Origin of the sequence: Paenibacillus sp. GCM10027627 (assembly GCF_042675505.1) — a bacterium.
Classification (GTDB): Bacteria; Bacillota; Bacilli; order Paenibacillales; family Paenibacillaceae; genus Pristimantibacillus.
Genome location: NZ_JBHTHB010000004.1, coordinates 15453 through 36710 on the forward strand (window position 1 = coordinate 15453; position 21258 = coordinate 36710).

At 45.3% G+C, this 21258-nt stretch carries 18 protein-coding genes; 6 read left to right on the forward strand and 12 right to left on the reverse strand.

The annotated features are described in order from the left end of the window. Nucleotides 1-209 precede the first annotated feature (209 nt). A complete protein-coding gene (locus ACFQZE_RS14780; RefSeq protein ID WP_379358275.1) occupies nt 210-2228 on the forward strand; it encodes a LuxR C-terminal-related transcriptional regulator in 2019 nt (672 codons plus the stop codon). Between the two features lie 1049 nt (nt 2229-3277). On the opposite strand, the gene ACFQZE_RS14785 is transcribed toward ACFQZE_RS14780, so the two are convergent. Continuing rightward, nucleotides 3278-3841, reverse strand: a complete 564-nt coding sequence (locus ACFQZE_RS14785; RefSeq protein WP_379358277.1) for an RBBP9/YdeN family alpha/beta hydrolase — start codon at nt 3839-3841, stop codon at nt 3278-3280. A 110-nt stretch (nt 3842-3951) separates the two neighbouring features. On the opposite strand from ACFQZE_RS14785, the gene ACFQZE_RS14790 reads away from it, so the two are divergent. Beyond that, on the forward strand, nt 3952-4818 hold the full coding sequence (locus ACFQZE_RS14790; protein WP_379358279.1) for a LysR family transcriptional regulator: 867 nt from the start codon (nt 3952-3954) through the stop codon (nt 4816-4818). 76 nt (nt 4819-4894) lie between these two features. On the opposite strand, the gene ACFQZE_RS14795 is transcribed toward ACFQZE_RS14790, so the two are convergent. The 11 genes from ACFQZE_RS14795 to ACFQZE_RS14845 all read right to left on the reverse strand — a co-directional run bounded on the left by ACFQZE_RS14795 (nt 4895) and on the right by ACFQZE_RS14845 (nt 17824). Then, nucleotides 4895-5539, reverse strand: a complete 645-nt coding sequence (locus ACFQZE_RS14795; RefSeq protein ID WP_379358281.1) for a hypothetical protein — start codon at nt 5537-5539, stop codon at nt 4895-4897. 362 nt (nt 5540-5901) lie between these two features. Continuing rightward, nucleotides 5902-6411, reverse strand: a complete 510-nt coding sequence (locus tag ACFQZE_RS14800) for a hypothetical protein (protein WP_379358283.1) — start codon at nt 6409-6411, stop codon at nt 5902-5904. A 2-nt stretch (nt 6412-6413) separates the two neighbouring features. Next, nucleotides 6414-7820, reverse strand: a complete 1407-nt coding sequence (locus ACFQZE_RS14805) for a hypothetical protein (RefSeq protein WP_379358285.1) — start codon at nt 7818-7820, stop codon at nt 6414-6416. 74 nt (nt 7821-7894) lie between these two features. Beyond that, complete coding sequence (locus ACFQZE_RS14810) at nt 7895-9700, reverse strand: putative bifunctional diguanylate cyclase/phosphodiesterase (protein ID WP_379358287.1); 1806 nt, start codon at nt 9698-9700, stop codon at nt 7895-7897. Nucleotides 9701-9933: 233 nt separating this feature from the next. Next, nucleotides 9934-10428: a GNAT family N-acetyltransferase gene (locus ACFQZE_RS14815; protein WP_379358289.1), complete on the reverse strand. Its 495-nt coding sequence runs from the start codon at nt 10426-10428 to the stop codon at nt 9934-9936. 497 nt (nt 10429-10925) lie between these two features. Continuing rightward, on the reverse strand, nt 10926-11063 hold the full coding sequence (locus ACFQZE_RS14820; RefSeq protein ID WP_379358291.1) for an ATP-grasp domain-containing protein: 138 nt from the start codon (nt 11061-11063) through the stop codon (nt 10926-10928). Between the two features lie 104 nt (nt 11064-11167). After that, entirely contained in the window at nt 11168-11833 is a 666-nt protein-coding gene (locus tag ACFQZE_RS14825; RefSeq protein WP_379358293.1) for a hypothetical protein, read from the reverse strand. 119 nt (nt 11834-11952) lie between these two features. Beyond that, nucleotides 11953-12438: a phage tail protein gene (locus tag ACFQZE_RS14830; RefSeq protein WP_379358295.1), complete on the reverse strand. Its 486-nt coding sequence runs from the start codon at nt 12436-12438 to the stop codon at nt 11953-11955. A gap of 112 nt (nt 12439-12550) precedes the next feature. After that, nucleotides 12551-14407, reverse strand: a complete 1857-nt coding sequence (locus ACFQZE_RS14835; protein ID WP_379358297.1) for a hypothetical protein — start codon at nt 14405-14407, stop codon at nt 12551-12553. A gap of 1 nt (nt 14408) precedes the next feature. Then, complete coding sequence (locus ACFQZE_RS14840) at nt 14409-16736, reverse strand: glycosyltransferase (RefSeq protein ID WP_379358299.1); 2328 nt, start codon at nt 16734-16736, stop codon at nt 14409-14411. After that, on the reverse strand, nt 16736-17824 hold the full coding sequence (locus tag ACFQZE_RS14845; protein ID WP_379358301.1) for a GtrA family protein: 1089 nt from the start codon (nt 17822-17824) through the stop codon (nt 16736-16738). Before ACFQZE_RS14845 ends, ACFQZE_RS14840 begins: the two co-directional genes overlap by 1 nt. Nucleotides 17825-18075: 251 nt before the next feature. Here ACFQZE_RS14845 and ACFQZE_RS14850 point away from each other — a divergent pair, with 251 nt between their 5' ends. The 4 genes from ACFQZE_RS14850 to ACFQZE_RS14865 all read left to right on the forward strand — a co-directional run bounded on the left by ACFQZE_RS14850 (nt 18076) and on the right by ACFQZE_RS14865 (nt 21193). After that, complete coding sequence (locus ACFQZE_RS14850; protein ID WP_379358303.1) at nt 18076-18507, forward strand: hypothetical protein; 432 nt, start codon at nt 18076-18078, stop codon at nt 18505-18507. 175 nt (nt 18508-18682) lie between these two features. Next, nucleotides 18683-19708 carry a hypothetical protein gene (locus ACFQZE_RS14855; protein ID WP_379358305.1) on the forward strand — a complete coding sequence of 342 codons (1026 nt, stop codon included), beginning with the start codon at nt 18683-18685 and terminating at the stop codon, nt 19706-19708. 100 nt (nt 19709-19808) lie between these two features. Continuing rightward, nucleotides 19809-20174, forward strand: coding sequence for a hypothetical protein (locus tag ACFQZE_RS14860; protein ID WP_379358307.1), 366 nt, complete (start codon nt 19809-19811; stop codon nt 20172-20174). 245 nt (nt 20175-20419) lie between these two features. Beyond that, a complete protein-coding gene (locus tag ACFQZE_RS14865; protein ID WP_379358309.1) occupies nt 20420-21193 on the forward strand; it encodes an ANT(4')-I family aminoglycoside nucleotidyltransferase in 774 nt (257 codons plus the stop codon). The last annotated feature ends 65 nt before the right edge of the window (nt 21194-21258 follow it).

Below are 21258 nucleotides of genomic sequence, written 5' to 3' on the forward strand. Positions count from 1 at the left end.
CATAGGGACATGCCGACAGTTGAGGTTTTCCAAAAGATTAAGGCCATTCCAATTGGAACATTCCTATGGTTTCCTCATGTTCATTTTTCTCCCCTCTACCCATTTGATATGCTACACTAATCCATAGATTCCTTAATTTTAACAATGAGACCGCAGTTCATATAGTATCCGAAAGGATACAATTTCTCCGAAGGAAAGGTGAAACTCGGATGACCGAAGGCAATTGGATCAAAAGAATGGAGAGCCGCTTTTTCGTAGGACGCCAGCAGGAAAAATCGCTGTTCCTCGACTTTCTCAACCAAGAAAACAACGAGCAAAAAGTGCTTAATCTCTATGGAACAGGGGGAATCGGCAAAAGCTTCTTGCTGGACGAATATGCCAGAATTGCCGAGGCCAACGACGTCCCGTTTTTATTGCTGGATAGCAGCGATTTTGCCCATACCCCGCACAAGCTGTGTGAAAAGATCTCCTCTTTGCTTCCCGTACCGGATATCGAGCCCCTCATCCAATCTGTTGATTACTGCTTGGAACGTTTAAACCGCATAGCGGCAAAACAACGCTTCGTCATTGCCATCGACACATACGAAGAGCTCCATTCTCTTGATAGTTGGCTTCGGGACGAGTTTGTCGCCAGAACCACTCCTTCAATTCAATTTATTTTGTCTGGACGCCGCCCCTTGCAAGGGGCTTGGGTAACCTCCCCGGCCTGGCGCAGCCTAGTGAAATCGCTGCCTGTTCCCCACTTCGACCAGGACGCAAGCAAAGCTTACGGGGAAAGATACGGCATTAAGGACGAAGCAACGCTTCTTAGACTATATGAGTTGACGCTAGGCCATCCGTTAACGTTATCTCTTTCCGTTGGCTTGACCTTCGGCGGGCCACAAGCCGCCGGGGCTAATCCCGCCAACGACGAACCGGAGCGTTTGTTCCGGGAGTTAACCTATCGGTGGCTCAGAGAGGTGCCGGACGACTCGCTTCGCGATCTCGTAGAAGCCGCATCGCTCGTTCGCAGCTTTAACCAAGAGCTTTTGCAATGGATGATCGGCAGCTCCGTCTCTAGCAAAGACTTTCGGAAATTGGTCGAATTATCTTTTATCCGTTCGAGCAAAACCGGCTATCGGATTCACGCCTTGCTGCGGACCTCTCTCTCAAGAGAAATTCGCACCCATACTCCCGAACGGTTCAATCGGCTTCGTAAGCGCAGTATCGCTTATTATCATCACCAGATTGTGAATCCCTCCTCCGAGGGGGAAATGACGGACGTCATCGCAAATCTGCAATACGGGCTCGAAGACTCCGTCCTCCTTTCTACCTTTTTAGGAGAAGCGCCCGACGGGGAGTATGAATACGAAACGGTTCAAGAGTCAAATCTTCATATAGTCAATCAATATATTCAAGATGTCAGCAAGCTGGATACCAGCTATGAACGCAACTATTTTAATTCGATGACCGGGCAGCATTTGCAAATGAGCATTCCTTCACAGCATGACCGAATTGCATTCGGTCAACTGGACCCTTCCAAATTCATTCAGTTTGGACCCGATACAATTCGAATGATTAAAAATCGCAACAATGAGACGATTGGACTTGCCGTCTTCATTCCGATCCATCGAGAGTCGCTGCCTTACTTGCAGCAACTGCCGGCTTCCAGCCCCTACTTCAGCCTGCTTGGCGAAGAACAATTGACGGAGCTTCGTATGCCGCCAGATAAGCCCGCCGGAGTATTTATTTATCATGTCGACCTAAGGAAAGACGACAGTATTTCCGCCCGCGCAGCCCTCATGCGTCTCCTCTTATCCCTTTTGTTGAATCAAGGTGTGCTGCTATTTTCCAGTCCGCTTGCCTATCATCAAGAAATTACAAAAAGGATGGGGTTTTCTCCCGTTGAGGGGGCCACTCATTACGCTTTTGGTCAGGATAACCCTTCGCCTACGTTTGTTTTGGATTTGCGCGGCCCCAACCATCGTATCTACTTCGATCGCTGGGTTCAAAGTGCCGGCTTAACCGTTACGCCAAATCTTCACGAAGATTTATACGAGCTTACTCCAACTGAACGGGAAGTCGCTCAACTGGTCCTTTCAACGGAATCCATTCAAGAAATTGCCGATCAATTATCCGTTACTCATGTGGCTATTAAGAAGCATCTCGGGAGGATTTATAAGAAGACCGGCGTATCTGGGAAATCGCAGCTCATTAAGAAACTAATGGAGAGGCAGAAACATGTTTAGAGGAGAGGGAGCTGTCCCAAAAGTTATTTTTGATTTCCCTCTTCTTGTAATATGACTTTAAGCAATAAAGAGGCCTTTAAACCCACTGTAGAAGTGGATTTGAAGGCTTTTTGGCTTTACATTTGGGACTAGTCCATCCGCCTTCCCTTTAGAAAAGCAGCTTTTCTGTTCTATGGGAAAAAGCATAACCATGACGGAGTAGTTCCCGCGGTTGAGTGACCACTAGAGCGCCCGAACCCCCCTCTTCGCACATTTAGTTGTTTCACAAACCACTAGAGCGCTCGAAAACCCCTCTTTCGCACATTTAGTTGTTTCACAAACCACTAGAGCGCCCGAACCCCCCTCTTTTGCACATTTAGTTGTTTCACAAACCACTAGAGCGCTCGAAAATCCCTCTTTCGCACATTTAGTTGTTTCACAAACCACTAGAGCGCCCGCCCCCCCCTCTTTCGCACATTTAGTGGTTTCACAAACCACTAGAGTGCTGGAAAACCCCTCTTTCGCACATTTAGTTGTTTCACAAACCACTAGAGCGCTCGAAAATCCCTCTTTCGCACATTTAGTTGTTTCACAAACCACTAGAGCGCTCGAAAACCCCTCTTTCGCACATTTAGTTGTTTCACAAACCACTAGAGCGCTCGAAAACCCCTCTTTCGCACATTTAGTTGTTTCACAAGCCACTAGAGTACTAGAAGCCCCCTCTTTTGCACATTTAGTTGTTTCACAAACCACTAGAGCGCTCGAAAACCCCTCTATCACACATTTAGTTGTTTCACAAACCACTAGAGCGCTCGAAACCCCCTCTTTCGCACATTTAGTTATGCCAATAAGCCTTAAGATCGGGTAGCTTTTACCCGTCCACGATCTGCTCAGAAAGACCATTATCGATAAAAAAACAGGAATATCGATGCAAGGATGCCCCCTCAACATCGCCATTCCTTTATATGTGCTGCTTTATTCAACCTAGCGATCTCATTAAGCAAGAAACCTGCTTTTGTGGATAGCCCCTCACTATCATTTCCGGTTTTGCAGCAAGCCTGCTCTTACGCTCACAAAGCAACCTGATTGTTTAAGCATACATCAGCAATCCATGGCCACGAACCGTAGCCCGACGCAACGTTAATATGTCCCATTTGAGGCAGCATGACGCAAGGAATCCCTAAATCCATATACTTTGAAGCATCACTTATGGAGCAATAAGAATCTGACGAGGAAAAGACAAACAAAGTTTTTTCCGCAGCCTTTGCCACCTCCTCCATGTTCTCCGGAATAGGAAAAAACGTCTCAACCGGCTCATACTGCAGCAATGGCGAGGGTGGAGCTACGAGTATCGCTCTGTGTACTTTTCGTTTCAGAGCTGACGCCGCATAATGAAACCACAAGATACACGCTAAACTATGAGCCACAACAGTAACTTTTTCTTCACTTGGAATCTCTTCTAAAATGTTGGATAACCGGTTGAGCCAGACCGTTTTGTCCGGCTGATCCTTGTCCGGGAAGTCGGGAAATCGAACGGTCTCTCCTTGTTTGACCAGCTCTTTCCGAAGCCAAGCTTGCCAATGTTCGGGGCTGCTGCCGCCAAGTCCGTGCAAAATAACAAAACTTCTGCCCATACTGGGCCTCCCTTCGATCTAATTTCTCGTCAGCTTCTTGTATACAGAGTAAATGCCGTTATACTATTAATCAAATTCATCCTATTCATATTTAATATGAGGAGAAACTCATGACCATTACACAGCTTCTCGTTTTCTCGAAAGTGATTGAGACTGGAAGTTTCACAAAAGCCGGAGAAATGCTGAATATGACTCAATCCGCTGTCAGCCATGCCATTGCAGGACTGGAGTCGGAACTCGGAGTTCCGCTCATTATTCGCGACAAAAAAAGAGGGTTAATTCTCTCCAATCTTGGCATGCGTATTCTTAAGCCTACCAAAGAAGTTTTGAATAATTTATACATAATCAAACAAGAGGCAGCCGCCGAAAAAGGACTGGAAGCCGGCACGATTCGCGTCGGCAGTTTCCCAAGTACAACCGCACGCTTGCTGCCGAAAATGATCGGCACCTTCAAAAAATTGTACCCTCAAATAGAAGTGGTACTCTTTGAGGGTACAGATTACGAAGTGAGCGAATGGGTTCGTAATGGAATCATTGATATGGGCTTTATTGCCAAGCTCAACTGGGACGAATCGATTATTCCAATTACTAGAGACAAGATGGTCGCTGTCCTGTCTAAGTATCATCCTTTCTCCAACTATCAGGCCATTCCTGTGGAAATGCTTGCGGACTCACCATTCATCATGCCAACCGGCGGCTGCGAGCTTATCATTCGAGAGATTTTCGAGAGCTCCGGATTCTCTCTTAACATACAGTTTCAAGTTAGAGAACTTACTACCATATTAAATATGGTAAAGGAAGGGCTTGGCGTTACCGTCATTCCTGAGTTTGCTCTGCCGGACAGCTTGCCCGCGGTCGTTGTTCGCGAGCTAGAACCAGCCATTTGGCGGCATATAGGTCTTCGCTGCCCTTCTACGGATGAAAGTTCGCCAGCCGCTCAAAGGTTTATTTCAATTGGCCAATCTTTATTTATGTAGTGTCGTAAAAGAGCAAAAACATAAAAGGCGCCCAAACGGGTGCCTTTTATGTTTTAATACAAACTTAAATCAGAACTTACGGCACAACCACCGTATACGGTGCGGACCACGTACTTCCATAAATATTGGTTAGCTTCACCTGATAAGTGTAAGTTCCCGAAGGCAACACATATTGTGTGTAAGCTGATTGAGGATTTGTTCCATTTTCCTGCAAATTGTGTTGAAGTAAGCCACAGTTTATACAAACGCCATTGCTATAAAGATACCAATAATCCGCATTGTTGCCGCTGGCGATAGAGAACCCTTGTTTATACATACCGCCGCCTACATGGGTAACAACTACCGTTGGAACAGCAGGCGGCCCTAAGTAATCTTTTAAGGTAATGCTCGATTTCGGCGCATGAATTTGCGTTCCATTCGTTAAAACCGCTGTTACGTAATACTCGTAGACAGCCTTTAGGAAAGGAGTCGCGTCCGTACAGGTTGTTGACGTCACATTTTGGCAAACATCATGTTGAAACCACGGATAGATCATGTCATGTCTTTTCACATTGTAGTGACTTACAGAAACGCCCGAAGGAACAGTAGGTACCGTCCAGCTCACTTTCACTTGATAGCTGCCGTTTGCTCCCTTTCCTAAGTTAACCGTACTAGCTGTAAACGAACCATTCGCAAACACAGAGCCGCCTAACGAGAGTACCAATACCATTAACATTGTCAAAATGACTACTATCCACCTCTTCACCAAACCCCCACCTTTTTCCATGAATTGTTTTCAGTTGACTAAGATGAAAAAAATGTCAACTTCGAAATGAATAATACCACATCAAAAATAGTTTTAAAAGGGAATTTTTATATAAAACAGACGTGTTATATAGAACACTTGTGTGACTAAATTAGATTTCGTTAAATATTACATATGTTTTATTTTAAATCAGTATTTTTATCAATAACTTTCCGCATGAATTAAAATAAAACTCGTTATTTAATTCAATAAAAAAAGCTGCTCCTAGTCATCAAGACTTTGGAAACAGCTCTTTCTTAAATCTATGATCTTCACTATTCGGCACTTTAGGAAAAGCGCTACTCTACAATTAAGCTATCATCTGCCAAGTTACCAATATCATCAGCGGATAACCATTGGTAATGGATCAATCCCAGTTCTTCTGCCAAAGTATAAGCCGCAGGCTGCTCTTCAAAGTCATATTTGCTTATATCAAACAGCTCTTCAATCCCATCGCTTGAATTCCCATGGCTCGCAATGAGTTCCTTTATGATAGTTAGATCAAATAAGGTTTTCTCTTCTACTATTTCATCGGTCCAATCGCATTTATACTCAAAGGCTAACTCTTGTTTGTTGAATACACGGAACTGCCAGCCGTGATCCTCAGCGTACATATAGTGGACAATCAATCCGGGATTGGATTGAATGACCGATGGATGAATATCAAAAAGCGGACCCTCTATTAAAAACGAAACCCAGCCATTCGTCTCTTCAAATGCAAAGCCCCTATTTCCTGAGTTCTTGATCAACTCTACCGCCTTTGCTCGATCATCCGTTTTGAAATGATAGCTTGAACTAAATTCGCTCATCGTCACTCTCCTCCTAGCGCTAATTTCTTGGATATAAACTGCTTGAACTTTGTGAAATAACGCTCAGATGCCTCCCAGCGCTTGGAGTTTAAATAAGAAATACTTTTACGCGCGTATTCGTCAGGAGGCTGATAATGCCGGGAAACATACTGTTCATTTTCTAAGCTGTAGAAAAAGAAAGCCTCTTCAGGGGTCTGAATTTCGATTCGGGCAGCCCGATAGGCTCCATCCTCATTCGTATGCGCCTGACGAAAACGATAATAGTGAGAGCCATCCCAAAACCCGTCATTTTCCTCGCCTGCCGGATCCAATGCCTGAATGACCGGGTGCTGCAAAATTCCCTTCAAGTCGCGGCTATCAATACTCGGCAAATACAACTCGGCTACATTCACGCAGGTCAGCAGCAATGTCCAATAATAGGTCAAATGCGATAACTGCTCCTGTGGCGCGCCGGTTATGTCCTCCCACACCGCTCCTTCTTCCGCCGTTTTTCTTTGCAGACTAACGGAATGGTCGTCCTCAACATAAATAAAATAGTGATTTTCCCCGTCTTTCATGTAAATGCCAGAGTTTAGCTTGTCCCCATCCGCATCCATATGCTCCCGATTCACTCTGAAGTAAACCTCTATTTCTTCTTCCTCAAAATCAAAATTAGTCTGTTCTTCCGCCATTAAAACACAGCGGGTCAATTTTATAATATTGTTTTCATTTAATGTGCCATCGGCAAAATAAAGCTGAACAGGCTCTTTTCTCTTGAGCGCTTCGTTCAAGTTTTTTAATGCTGGCCGCCCCTGTTTAAGCACGGAAACAAGCATGCCGAAAGAAAAACCGACATCGTCATCGTCTTCCTCTACATCCAGAAAAACGTCGTCGACTAGCACTTCCCGAATATCTACAGGAAGCTCCTGACAAACCCCTTCCCCCGACCAGCCGTCTACTTCACATCCAACCCATCGAGTTCCGTCCGTCTTGAACCGATATTCGTCATCTGTAATTAACGCGGTTGCATGTAGATGGCCGACTACTATAGTTTCTCCGTGGTTGTAGGAGCCGCACAAAATTTCTTCGACCAGTAAATTGCCCCCTACGTATACCTCTTGGCCTCCCACGGCCATATTTTTAGCAGTCAAGTTCCCCATAACCATAAGCCCTATAGCGCCATCCGTTTCCGCATTATAGAGATTGTCCACCGTAAAATCCCCATCTACGAAAATAAGTATCGTCTCCTTCTGCTCCGGAAACGGCTTCTCCCAATCGAGATCGAGAGAAGGCAGCGTTAAATCCCCGTCATAATACGCCGCAATATGATCTTCCGTAAAATCCTGATAGAAACGCGCCCACCAGGAGTTCTCGGGAAACTTTTCTTTTAGTTCTGCAAGGGGTGTAAATTGAAATGTGCTGCTCATCATTTCTCTCCTTTTGGTTCCAGATTATCTCTATATTGTAAACGTTAATAGAAGATTTCTCTATCATTAATAGCCGTTTAAGCAGAGGTTCTACGACCAAGCAATGGCCCAATCTCTTCCGGGGAAGATGGCCTATGAAAGTAAAAGCCTTGACCGAACTCGCAGCCGTATTGCTGGAGTATTTTTAGCTCTTGCGATTTTTCAATGCCTTCGCAAATGACTTGCAAATTCATGCTGTGACCAATATCAATAATGAGCTTAACGATCGAAGCAGTGGGAATAGCGGTCGTCAATTCCTGCGTAAAGGATCGATCGATTTTAAGAAAGTCCACAGGCAGATGCCGCAAGACGCTGAGGGAAGAGTACCCCGTCCCGAAATCATCAATTGAAATTTTTATGCCGTGGCTCTTAAGCTCGCTCAAAATGGGGATGGATTCATTCAAGTTCTGCATCATACTCTCCGTCACTTCCATCTCCAGCAATGAGGGCTCAAACTCTGTCTCCTTCAGAATACGCAATACGTTGGAAACGAAATGAGGAGATTTGAACTGGCGAATGGAAAGGTTGACGGCTAATGTCAAATCGGGATTGCCGGAGCGCTGCCAAATCCGAACCTGCTTGCACGCCTCGTATAGCACCCATTCACCCAACTCGACAATAACACCGGTCTGCTCAGCCAGCGGGATAAAAACGGATGGCGCGATCGGTCCTAGTTCTGGATGCGTCCAGCGCAGCAGTGCCTCAAGCCCGCGAATCCTTCCTGTGCCGAGTTCTACTAACGGCTGATAGTGGATGGCAACCTGATGATTGCCAACTGCACTCCTAAGATCGTTTTCTAACTTCACTTGGCGCAGCAAATCGTCGCTTTTAATGGCGGAGAAGAAACGAAATCCATTTTTTTCGCCGCGCTTGACGCTGTACATCGCTTTATCGGCGTATTGAATCAGCTTTTCGGTATCCCGCGTATCTTCAGGATAAAAGCTAATCCCGATGCTGAGTGTCGTATAGATTTGCTTTTCAGAGATTTGAAAAGGAGTCTGAAAAGCGTAAAGGAGCTCTTTCGCCAGCGCTTCGACCTCCTCTTTTTGCTGGTAGTGAAAGAGCAGTACAAATTCATCCCCCGCATAGCGGGAAATGAAGCATGAATGTCCAACAGTGCCGTTCAATAGACTTGCGACATCTTGCAGCATTTGATCTCCCGCGTTGTGACCCATCATATCGTTCACGTTTTTGAAGTGGTCGAGATCCAGAAACAAAACGGCCAGCGGAGTTTCTTTCAACAGCTCTTCTTCCATTCGTTTCTTGAGCATTTCGCGGTTCGGCAGTGCAGTAAGCGTATCATAGTAAGCGATATGCTCCAGCTTGCCGAAAGCTTGATTAAGCTTTGCGTTTAATTGTAGATTAACGGCGTTTTCTTCCTTCAAATTACGGAAATAAAAGGCTAGAAGCGAATAAAGAATCATATTAATAACGACGCCAATCATGATCGTACGAACCATCTCCATCGTTACTTCCGGCAGATAGGTGGAAGTAAAATAAAGAAAAAAACCAGCAGCTAAATAAGTCGGGATGGGTGATGGCAGAAGGAAAGCGAGAAGAACCATAGATAAATACATGACACTCACCAGTCTATCAAACGATAGTTCCGGCAGCGCAATAAAGAAAGCGAGGTAAGCGGCCGTAGCCAGCACATATTTGAGCGAGAGTCGTTTCACAAAAATAGAGCAAAAGATGAAACCTACAAAGAGGAGAGCAAAGGCAAGGCCCTGCGAACTAGTAACGTATCTGGTCATATTTATGGAAATAGAGATGGCCGAGAGCACAATTACGACATTCGGCGTATGATGCATAAGACGTTTCGTCCAAACCTCTGACAGTTTCATCAAAAGACACCTCGTTCGGCTGAAATTTAATTTTATTATAACCCAACATCCTATAGGAAAATGAAGGTTCTTTCTCACTTCATAGATTTTCGCCAACTAACCCTGTGTCATGACCGGCTTTCGCTTTCAGCTTAAATGAAAGGCACCCGATCGGGTGCCTCCACAAAACTGGATACTATGGATTAAACGTCTTGCTTTTTCCGTTACACCTAATATTTTGACACACTCTCACATTACCCTTTTTTATCCACTGAAAACATCTGAATAGGCCCGTCCCAATCCTCTTCTCTGACCTCTTCAAAGTTGCCGTTGGTATAGTTCTGAATCGTTTTTCTCCAAAAAAGCTGCGCCGGTATGTTTTCCTCCATTTCGGCCACTTTCCAAACGCCATGAAAACGACTGAACACTTCATAAGCTGCATTTTGGCCAACTCCAGCTCCTCTATATTTTTTCATAACAAAAAACTCTGCAATGGAATAAATCGATTTGTCGTTCTCGTCCACTCCCAGCTCTCTGACCAGAGCAAATCCGGCGAGTTTCCCTTCTACACGAATAAAAAAGGGATATCGTCCCTCTTCGGTCCAGTAATGATCCAGGTATGAGTATTCATATAATCCATTTTCATTGACATCCTCGGGATCAAACTCGGTAAAATCATATTTGTATAGTTCCAGAAGATTTCTTAAAGTCGATTTTTGCTCATATTGCACTTCGTAAATGGCTGTCATTTTGCATAAGCCTTCTTTCTAAAAAAGATGAATTCTATCGGACAGCGGGTTTTATCTGTAGTACAAATATTCATGCCGTTGTCGAAGCAAAAAATAATCAATGGTTTTCCTTTGATGCTCTTTACTTCCCCATCCTAAAGCTGGAACCAAATCATGCTTTCGGAGCATTTGATAAAGAGATTTTCCGTCTATTAGAAGATCGGCAAACCTAGTATTTTTATTCCCGTCTTGGTCAGGATCGGTTTCGTGAAATCGAGTTCCAGGTTTTATTTCTAGATGACTTACTTTTATCATTTTTCACCTTTTAAAATTTATTGGGATAGTGGTCATTGTCTATTTCATCATAACACATTTTGGAAAATAGTAGATGACTCGAAGGCGTCACGGAATACCTAATCTCCAACTAAGGTAATAGGTACAAAAAAAGCCAACACGCTTTATAAGATGAAAGCGCCTTGGCTCTTATAACTACTTAAACACCATTAACTATAAACCTGTTAAATGATCTTCCGTCCCCGTAAGTTCAGACCATCTTGCCGAAAGGAATTTCGCATACTGTTTGAATCCCAAGCGCCTTTGTACTGCCTCACATCAAGTATTTCTCCATACCGGATAAAGCAGCGCCACTCCGTCACAAAATCAACGATTTCCCCTTGGCTTCTTTCTATTCCTAATAGCTCAAGCCGTCATCTCACATTGCCAATACCGCCAACAACGATTTCTTCTGGATCTTTATCTGTTACTCTACCCTTACATAGCAATTATTTTCCACCGCCCGCTTAATCCATGCATCGATTCGATCCTTAGGCAGCAAAATATTGCCCCCATACGCGTTATTTTCATGAAACTCCCAGGCTCCGAATACTAACATATGGTATTGATGGTCTATACATTTTACAAGTCCCCAAACACCGATGTTTCCTTGTGAGCCTGCACTTATGAATAACCAATCTCGATAACTGAATATATGAGGACTGTTAGAATCTCTGAACATCTCAAAATCGTCCAAATAACCGCTGTTGCCGTCACGCTCCAAAAATATCTCATTAAAATCCGTCACCATTCGTACATCCAATACTTTTATCCGCAACCAAGCTTTAAACTCATTTCGTTCCATGACACGTTCAATGGAGCACTGAACAAAAGCAGTTTGTTCTATTTCTTCGGGATGCGAATCCCAGCCGTTAAAACTGGTAAGTACCGGAGTGTACATCACCCAAAACGGTTCTCCCATTTTCATATGAAAAGGATGATGAACCTTGAGCGTTCTAAGCTGACCTCGTTCAGGCGGTTGATCCGAGCGCATCCACTGCTCCTCCTCCAATGAGGGAACCTCATCTTCAAAATCCGACCATTCAAAAATTTCATTATCATAGCCGACAATATCGAACCTTTCACTTTCCATGCTTATGCGCCTCGCTACGCCTTTACACACTCGGCATGTCAAAGCAACCAGCTCTTGTTCCATTCAAATCGCTCCCTTCAGTGACTCGGAAATACAGAAAAGACGTACCCTTAAGTACGTCAGCTCCGCTTTATTTCCTTTTCATACTCACCCTTAATGACAAAAAACGAACCGCGGATCGTTCCCGCCAGCTTGGACTTCTGCCTCGCAAACTTAAACTTCTCTGCCAGCTCCTGCGGAATTTCCATTCCTTCAGAAAGCTTAAACCCGACAGCGCGCTTCTTAGGGTCGTCAACCGTGTACATGACGTTTATGGAAAGACCGTCCTCGTAAAAGACATAAGTAAATTGGATGTTTTCCACTTGAAAACGCGATGTTTCCAAAGGTTTGGCGGCAAACTCAATGCCTCGTTCTTCTTTTAAAACTCGGTTGGCATAATCCAAATTGTCCTGGCTTTCGCTAGCCGGTACTACTTCAAATGTATGTTTGTACTTATTCATAAAGTAACGGGCTTCATTGGCGCGCAATCCTGCCAGCGCTTCCGCAACGGGCGAAGTTTCCAACCCAACTGTGGACACTTGTTTAAAATCAACGATATAGGACATATTTAGTCCTCCTTTTTTGATCTTTCGAAATGGTTAGTTGAAGAGTGATTCCTTTGACCAGTATTAACAACATTGCCGCTTCAAAAACGTTAACGCTACGATTGCGGCTTGCTTAAACCATTGTAAGGCTAACCCTCTCTCCAGAGCGAGTAATTTTGTAGATGCCCTGCTGCATTTCAACGCCATAACGCTTTTTCAACAGCCGATTCCCTTCGGAATCGCTCTCCACGACGACTAAATAATCGTATCCGCCGAGCAAATTGTCCATATTGTCCTCATAGAACATAACAATCCCGTCTACGTTCGGGGAATAGAGGTAGTACTTTCCGATATACTGCATGTAATAGTTCGTTACCTGCAAATTGTTATCCGAACCGTACATCAAATAGTTACTCGAATCCTCTTCGCCATTTGCATACCACCGATCTCCAGTCACCTCATGAACTTTGTACGGGAGCGTATTTTCATAGCTTTTGGAGATGGCCGCAATGCCGTTGTATTCCGACAGCAGCACATTGATAGCGACAGCCGTACATATCATAATTCCTTTTTGATAGAAGCTCTTCATTTTTACATTTTTGAATGCACGATCGACAGGCGTATTCCCCATTTTATAATAAAAGGATCGCTCGATATCCACTACGGCGCACAGAACGAGAGCTCCGGCAAAAAGAATGACTATGCTTGAAGCATAACGCTCAAATCCGGCCAAATAAATTGCCTCCACCGTAGGCATCGAATAGAGATACAGCCCCAAAATTCCTACATAATACAGCAAGAGCACAACATCAAGGGCAATGAGCGCCTTCCATAGCTTCCATTTCTTCTTCAACACAACCGCCGCAAAAATAGAGGCCGCCATCGCCAAAAGCTGAAATGCGACAATGCCCATGGCTGGACGCGTCGAAAGATCCGTGCTTGAGCTTATGAACAAGGAGGTAATATCCTGCATCTCCTCTTTCGTTTTACCCATCTCCGTATTTTGAAGCCCCGTAGAAGAAACGTCGAATTTATTTTCCACATCCTTAAAATCGGTTGCCATACGCCAGCTCCAGCCAAAGTAAGGGAGCAAAACGCCGCCTACAATCAAAACAATGACGAGCGCGTTCCTCCAGCCAGGTTTAGTCCAATGAGTCAGCCAAGTATAAATCAGAAAGATTAACCCGATTGCCGCAAAAAGAATGCCCGTGCTTTTAATAATAGTCAGCAGCCCTGCAAGCGGGAGAACGACGAGGCAGGCCCTCATCATTTCGTTACGGTAACGGTAAACAACCGCAAAGATGGCCAGCGCATAAATAGGGAGCAGAAAATCGACAAGCAGATTCGTAATTCGAATCGTAAGATTAAAAAAGGAAAGCGTAGAGAGCCCCAGTCCGAGAAAAGCATACAAAAGAAAGCGCCTCTTTTCCGAAACGATGCCGAACATGGCATAGAAACAGGAGAAGATGAGCAGCCCTTGTCCGAGCAGCATGACCGACTGGGAATGTCCTGCAAACCGGCAAATATAGTAGATGAAAGACGAGATGCCAAGCGGATAGTTTTTAAACTCAATCAGATTGGAATCCGGCGTTGGAAAAGCATCCGTACTTAACATCACTTTCACAACGATAGCCCAGTGGGAAAAATTATCATAATGCGTCAGTTTGTTCTGGAACAGCACAAGCAAAAAAATGAAACTTCCCGCCAAAAAAACAATATGGAAGATCGAATAGGATAAACGAAACGGTGCCCTTTTGAACAGCCAAACCAGGATGGATACAACAAAGGCTAACAGGCCCAAAAGGAGAACGGCATAGCTGACCTCATAGAGCAGTCCCCCCAAGCCGCCTATAAATACAATGCAAGCTATAGAGGAAAACACAAACACAGGTACGAACTCCCATTGCAGGGAAAGCGTGCTTCGCACGAATAGCATATAACCAAGACAGGAGAGGACCAACAAGGCAATCATTAAAAGCTGAAGCATCATCTCAATCTCTCCTGTCTCCCCTAGTCTTCTGCAGCTGAATTCGAAGCGATCTCGGCATGAGCGCGGTAGTTTGATTTAAATCGTCAAGCATCCGATCGATAAGATTCCGTTCTGCCAAATCGTCGATATTCTCAATGGAAAGAAGCGTTTCTTGCTGATCGGCCGTCAGAGTTCCTGTATGCCGCAAAATGACCTCGATATTGCTTTCGGTATACAAAGTAAGAACATCCCCTGCCGAAATATCGCCCCGAAAGCCGGAAGCGGTAAAGTACAAGTAATTAAAGCTGTGCAGCGTACAGCTAGCGCCATTTGTAAAAAAGATCGTACTTTGAAGAGAAATTCTCGGCATTTTTCTTCTGTCCGAATATGACTGCTCCATACGTTTTTGCACATTTCGCACCATACCGTCATAGGCCGTATCCCACAGATTCATCTGCTGGGGCAAAGAATGGTTTCGGTCATAAATAATTTGCATATATTGCCGCTTATCTATCTCGCTGACGGGCCGAACCGTTGCCGAATAACGCCAGCCGTCTCCGTTCTTTTTGACATAAGCGATGACGGCTTCAAGGTTCGCCTCATAACGCGCGGTTTTTACCACTAACGAAATCGTTGTTTCCGGCGGCAAAAAGATGGGAACCGGCACGTATAAAGCAATGCCATTTTCCGAAACATCGACCGTCCGGGCCTCATAGCGCAGTCCCTTTTCTTTATAATGAATCGTGACATCCTCTTGTGCCGCAATACGCTCCGTCTCGCGGTAAGCGCGGCGTCCAATCATGAAGAACAACGCGTAACAAATCGCAACCAGATTGTACGCGAGCCAGAAAATGATGATACTGCTATACATAAGAGCAAGTCCGTATTTACCGTTCACGTACCGCAATATCGCTGAAATCGAAAGAAGCAGCAGAAAGATATGCGGAAGCGCATATAACAATGAAATGACCCATTGTCGACCTGCGCCTTTCTTTTTGCTCGTCACCTTAAACTTCTTTTCACGAATGTGCAGCGTTTCGAGGACGACGGGTACAATCAAATATGGCATAAAAATCGTATCGATCACTTGACTCCAGCGCTGATTCCGAATGTTGCTGGACAAATACCGCATCGACATACTGTAGAAAAAATACGACGGAAGCCAAAAAATTAAAATTTCCCAAAAACCGGTGTTTACAATTTGGAAATCAAACAACGCAAACAAGATCGGAGCCAAAATAAAGATCAGCCTGTTAAAAAAAGACCACCAATACAAGTAGCTGCTCATATAGGTTACTCTCGTCCACAGAGGCAGCTTTTTGGAAAAGATGGCGCTTGTATTTTGCAAGCTTTGAATAATGCCTCTCGCCCAACGAACCCTCTGCTTGATCATGCTTGGGACAGTAGTTGTGGTCAGCCCTGCCGCTTGAACCTCCTCAGTGGCATAGGTGATGTAACCCTCTTGCTGCATACGCACGCTTGTCTCAAAATCTTCAGTAATCGTATTTAGCGGAAAACCGCCAATCTCTTCCATCGCCTTCCGTGAAAGGACTGTATTGCTCCCCGTATACGAAACCGCGTTAGAGGCATTGCGCAAAATATTGACCTCTCTTGAAAAAAAGTCCTGCTCGTTAGGAATTTCTTGTTCCGCATATAGGTTAAATTGAAATAAATCCGGGTTATAGAAGCTTTGCGGGGTTTGAACGAGCCCTAGCTTAAATGGCTCATCCCGTGCATCCACTCCGCGAGCCCGCCATTTTCCGCGGTCTTCTACGTAATCGGAGAGGTGAAAATACGGCACAGTCTTCATCAAAAAGGTATGCTGCGGAATCATATCCGCATCAAAAGTCGCGATAAGCGGTGAGGACGTTTTACTCAGCGCATTATTCAAGTTGCCGGATTTAGCATCTTTATTTCCGGGAAAATCAAGATACCCGATGCCAAACGCTTTGGCGAGCTCCTCCACATCCGGACGACAGCCATCGTCGCATAAATAAATATGGACCTTTTGCTTGTCGGGATAGTCCATAAAGGTACAAGCATTGACGGTTTTATATAACAAATCGACTGGCTCGTTATGCGTGGCAATAAACACATCCACATGCGGATAGTCCTCCAGCGGTATTGTTGGCAGCTCCAGCCGAGTACGCTTCTTTTGCATTTTTTGAAAAAACAATTCAAAGGTTGTGAGTACCGTTATCGTTTCCGCCCCGATGAGCAAGATGCCGAATAGAATATTGAGAAAGCCTTGATCGAGCGGCAGCGTAAACAGCATGCGCCAGAGCAAATAAATAGACATCAAGATGATGGTGACGACAAACAGAATATTTTGCCGCTTTTCGTTTTGCACTAAAGCCGCCGCCTCCTTGCTGCAAATACCCACCGCCGCTGCATGGCAAAGCTGAGCAGAAACAGCAAAGCGTCACAGATGAGTTTTGCGATTTTTTCGCTCATGAGCAATAGAGAATGAAGTAAATAAACCCCCGTGCTGGAAAGCAGGATCACTACCGCGCACAGCGTCAAATAACGCCATAGGCTGCCCCTGCTATCCTCCTTGCGGAAGACAAAATGTTTATTGAGCAAGTAGTTGACCATAATGGAAATAATTCTGGCTATAACTGTCGCAAGCAGAATTCTCAAGTAGTCCTGCTCCCCGAGTACAGGCTTCAACAAATCGATTAATAGCCAAGCGATTGCTAAATCAACGACTGAACTGGCAACCGATGACGAAATAAAGCGCAGAAAGTTGGAAAAAAGAACGCTCATGACCCGTGCGCTATCCCGTATAGCTTTAAAGTGAGTACCCGAATTTCCATTTTCATATATCACTTGAATAGGCAGGGTATGAATCGATATGCCGGATTGAATGCAGGAAATAAGCATTTGCAGCTCGTATTCAAAGCGGGTACCGCGAACCCCTTGCATAAAAGCAAGCAGCCCCGTACCGAAGGCACGAAGTCCCGTCTGGGTGTCGGACAGCTTCTTGCCATACAGCATAGCGAATAGAGAAGAAGTCATTCGATTGCCAAGCAAAGACTTCGGCGGAATTCCTCCCCCGCTAAAGTCCCTTACTCCAAGGATGAGCGCGTCAGGATGACGCTTCGCCTCTTCCGCAACCCGGTATACATCCTCCGCGGCATGCTGTCCGTCCGAGTCCGCCGTTACAACACAGGACAACTCCTCGTACTGCTGCTCTATGTATTGGAATCCGGTCTTTAGCGCAGCGCCTTTCCCCCGATTTTCCGTATGCCGCAGCAGCACGCAGCCTCTCTCGCCCAGCTCTCGGAAAATAGGCTGGTATTCCTCGCCAGAGCCGTCGTCGACAATGACAATATGCGTCAGACCATATTCTCTCAATTGCTGCACATAGGACAACAATCTCTTATCCGGCTCTAGCGACGGAATAAGGATAATCGTCCCGCCTTTTTGTTTCGACATAGTCATCCCCGCCAACTCAGAATAAGCCACAATTCGACAATTTTTATCAAATTTCACTTGCTCCTAGTGTAGTATAAAATCGAAAAAGTAGCCAGTAAACGCGGCTAATGAGCAATTGTTACCATTTTAAATCGGCTTTTACCCTATAAGTCTTTAGAGTGATTTTTCATAGAAATTATTTACACTTTTTAATATTTTTTGTATTCTCTACCTGAGCTCATCGAATTTAGATTTGAAAGGATGGATCATTTATGAAAAAGAAGATGTTCAGTTTGCTCGTTCTTTCGGCGCTGTTCGCCACCTCCGCTGCGGCCGGCTCCAGCACGGTAACCGGATTTTCGAGCGGTTCCACGCCGACGGCGACGCAGGGCACAGTTACCGCTGTTCAAGGAACAAGCGGCGGCAACGACCATGCTTATGCATCCACCTATGGGGCTCAGTCCAGCAATGCTTCAACTTCCTTTGTTTCGGTAGCTCTCGGCATCTTCTACTCCCTGCCGGGCGGTGACACAGGCTATGTTTCTACAGTAGGAGACAGCCGCTTCACTCCGGGCAGCGCGCCTAATTACGTGGTCGCTTCGTTAGCCGCCCCGAACGGCGATGCGATCCGCGCCATTTCCGCTCACTACTATTACGACCCTTCATATGGATCATGGAGCGATTCAACGCAAGTTTATTACTAATCAAAAGGAAGCCTCTGCAACGATGAGCTTGCAGGGGCTTCTTTTGACCTATCGACTTAATGGGGTCTATCAATTTATTTACATATTTTTATAGTTTTAGTACGATCTAATTGGGTTTAACAAATCCGTTAATAATCGTTTAGCCTGCATGCAGGAGGCCATAAAAGGAGAACTAATGAAAACTAATGCTATAAAAATAGCCGGGTACGTCATCGTTATCGGCATCGTACTGCTTATCTATTTTCTGACAACGGGGGATGAAACCAGGAACAACAAACCTGCCTCGGTTCCTGCCATCGGACTTACCGACATCAGCGATTTCAAACATCGGATTGAAGATACCACCAAACGAAACGTACCAAGCGATCCAAAAATGATGACCGGATACGGGCTTCGTCTATACAATTGGAACGGCGCTTTCGTCCCCTCCCCATCGGTAGAGCCTGATAAAAACAATAGGCTGCAGCTCGTTGTATCGCTGGCGAACGCAACGGAAACAGATGACAAGGTCGGCCTCCTCTTGTTTCTTGACGGCAAACTCCAGAAATACCGGGTCGACAGCAGCAAAGAGGACACATACCTTTACTCTCAGGCTATGTCGGCCAAATCAGTATTGAACGTGCCTATTACGTTGGATGCCGGAACCTCTCCGTTTTCCAAACGCAATCTGTTTATCGTAATGGTCAATCGGATGGATGAAATGCCGGGAGACAAACTAACTCATGTCGACTTTTTTACCCTGTCCATGCTAAAAACAGTCGTTTCCCCCGCTCCCGCCCAAAATACCGAAACGCCTGCGCAACCACTTGCGCCGGTAAAACCGATCCCAGCCTCCTACACCGGTTCGCTGGATTCCGGCAATGTGACTGTCGCTCTCGTACCTGAAGAAGCGGAAATCTCCTTCATTCAGCAGCCTTCGTTGTCCCTTCCGGCTGGCAAGCCGTCAAAGTTGACACTGCGGGGCACCGGAGTGCCGGGACGTTACGCGACCATTCTGTTCCGCAATCATCAGCCCGTCTTCCTTCAGGAAAGCGGTGCAGAAATTTATTGGGAGATCAAAGAAAATGAAATGCTGGATTTGCCCGTCACTCTTCCAGCCGAAGATGGACCCGGCAAAAGCCAGTTCTATTTCATCACCGTTCCGCTGAGCGACCAATTCCCTGTCGTCGTCAACTCTCCTAAAATGAAAAACGAACCTTAAAACCTACTCTATTATCCAGTATTCCCTATTTTTGATTCCTATTATAAAATAAAGAGGCATCATTGGATTCATCTCTCATTGAAGAAAGGAGGTGAAATTGATGAAAAAAATACTTTTGCTAGTAATGCTTGCCCTGTTCTCTTTCTCGGCAACTGTCTCCGCCAATCCACTGAATCCTACTCCAAGAACCGATACCTTTAATGTAGGCGCTATAGCTCAAGGCGGCAACCACATCTTGTACCTTGATGTCTGGGCTTTCTACAACACGAGCATGGTCGTCCAAGTGCTCAAAGAAGGCCCTGCCGGACAGTGGACGTCAGTCTACTATTACCCTAAAAATCTAGATGCCTCGACCTACACTTCTTATACTCTTAACGTTGGCCACCTCACTCCGGGAAATTATAAAATTACAGTCGATTTTAGCAACCTGGCCTATGTCGAAAACTATGGGTTCACACGTTCATAATGTTCGATGCCTGCGTTACTGCTTGTCCATTTCGGGGACGGGCATAGCCGCAGGCTTTTTTTCATCTATAAAGAATCAGTGAGCAGTGCCTTGCCGAAACCAATTGAGTTGAGTACAATTTCCTTAAACAACGATATGGGAGGAAATGGGATGCATCCTAAAAAAGTACCTCGTTAAGCCCGAGGCCCCCCATTCATGTGCTGTCCTGCCACTCACGCCACAATTTTAAAGGGAGATGAGCGCAAGTGCACATGAATGGACCTATTATGATTACAAGAGATCAAAGGCTTCAAACCTGCTACGAAATTGCATCCAGATTGCATGAGGTATATGGAGAAAAGATAGTTGCTATTGGAATCTACGGCTCTATTTCAAAAGGTACGGACGGCCCGTTTTCTGACATCGAGATGTTTTGCGTGCTTAATGAATTAAGCGGCGAACCCGTAGATTTCAGTTACGAATGGTCGGCGGGGCCTTGGAAAGCTGAAGTAAATATTCGAAGCTCAGATATTGTTCTCGCGGACGCCTCTACAGTTGAAGGAAGCTGGCCGCTTACGCATGGGCCATTTTTTTCTCCGCTTAGCCTGTATGACCCGGAAGGTTTCTTCCCAAAATTAAAGGAAGCCGCCGAATCTCCTGCAAGGGAAGATTTCAGAAGCGCAATAAACGAAGTGCTCATAGGAGAGATGTATGAGTTTGTCGGGAAGCTGAGAAATGCGCAATTTAGTGGATCGAGGGGCTATTTGCCCTATCTGGCCATGGAGTTCGCCCATAACGGAGCTATGCTCGTCGGTCTTCATAATCAGAAGCTATTTTCAACGGGATCAAAAGTGTTGCCGGAGGCACTGGAGTTGCCCGACCGTCCGGAAGGATTCGACCGTGTTGTTCAATTAGTAATGTCGGGGGAGTTAGCGGATCCTTCCGAAATCGTCTCGGCTTGTGAGAGCTTTTGGAACGGCCTCGCCCAATGGGCCGCCGAATATGGGTACGAAATCAATACGAAGAAAATCCCTTTTTGACCCCTTGATTTAAGGCTCGCCTTTTTACACGGGTTCCTTAAACCCAATCCCCCCTTTTTAGGGGG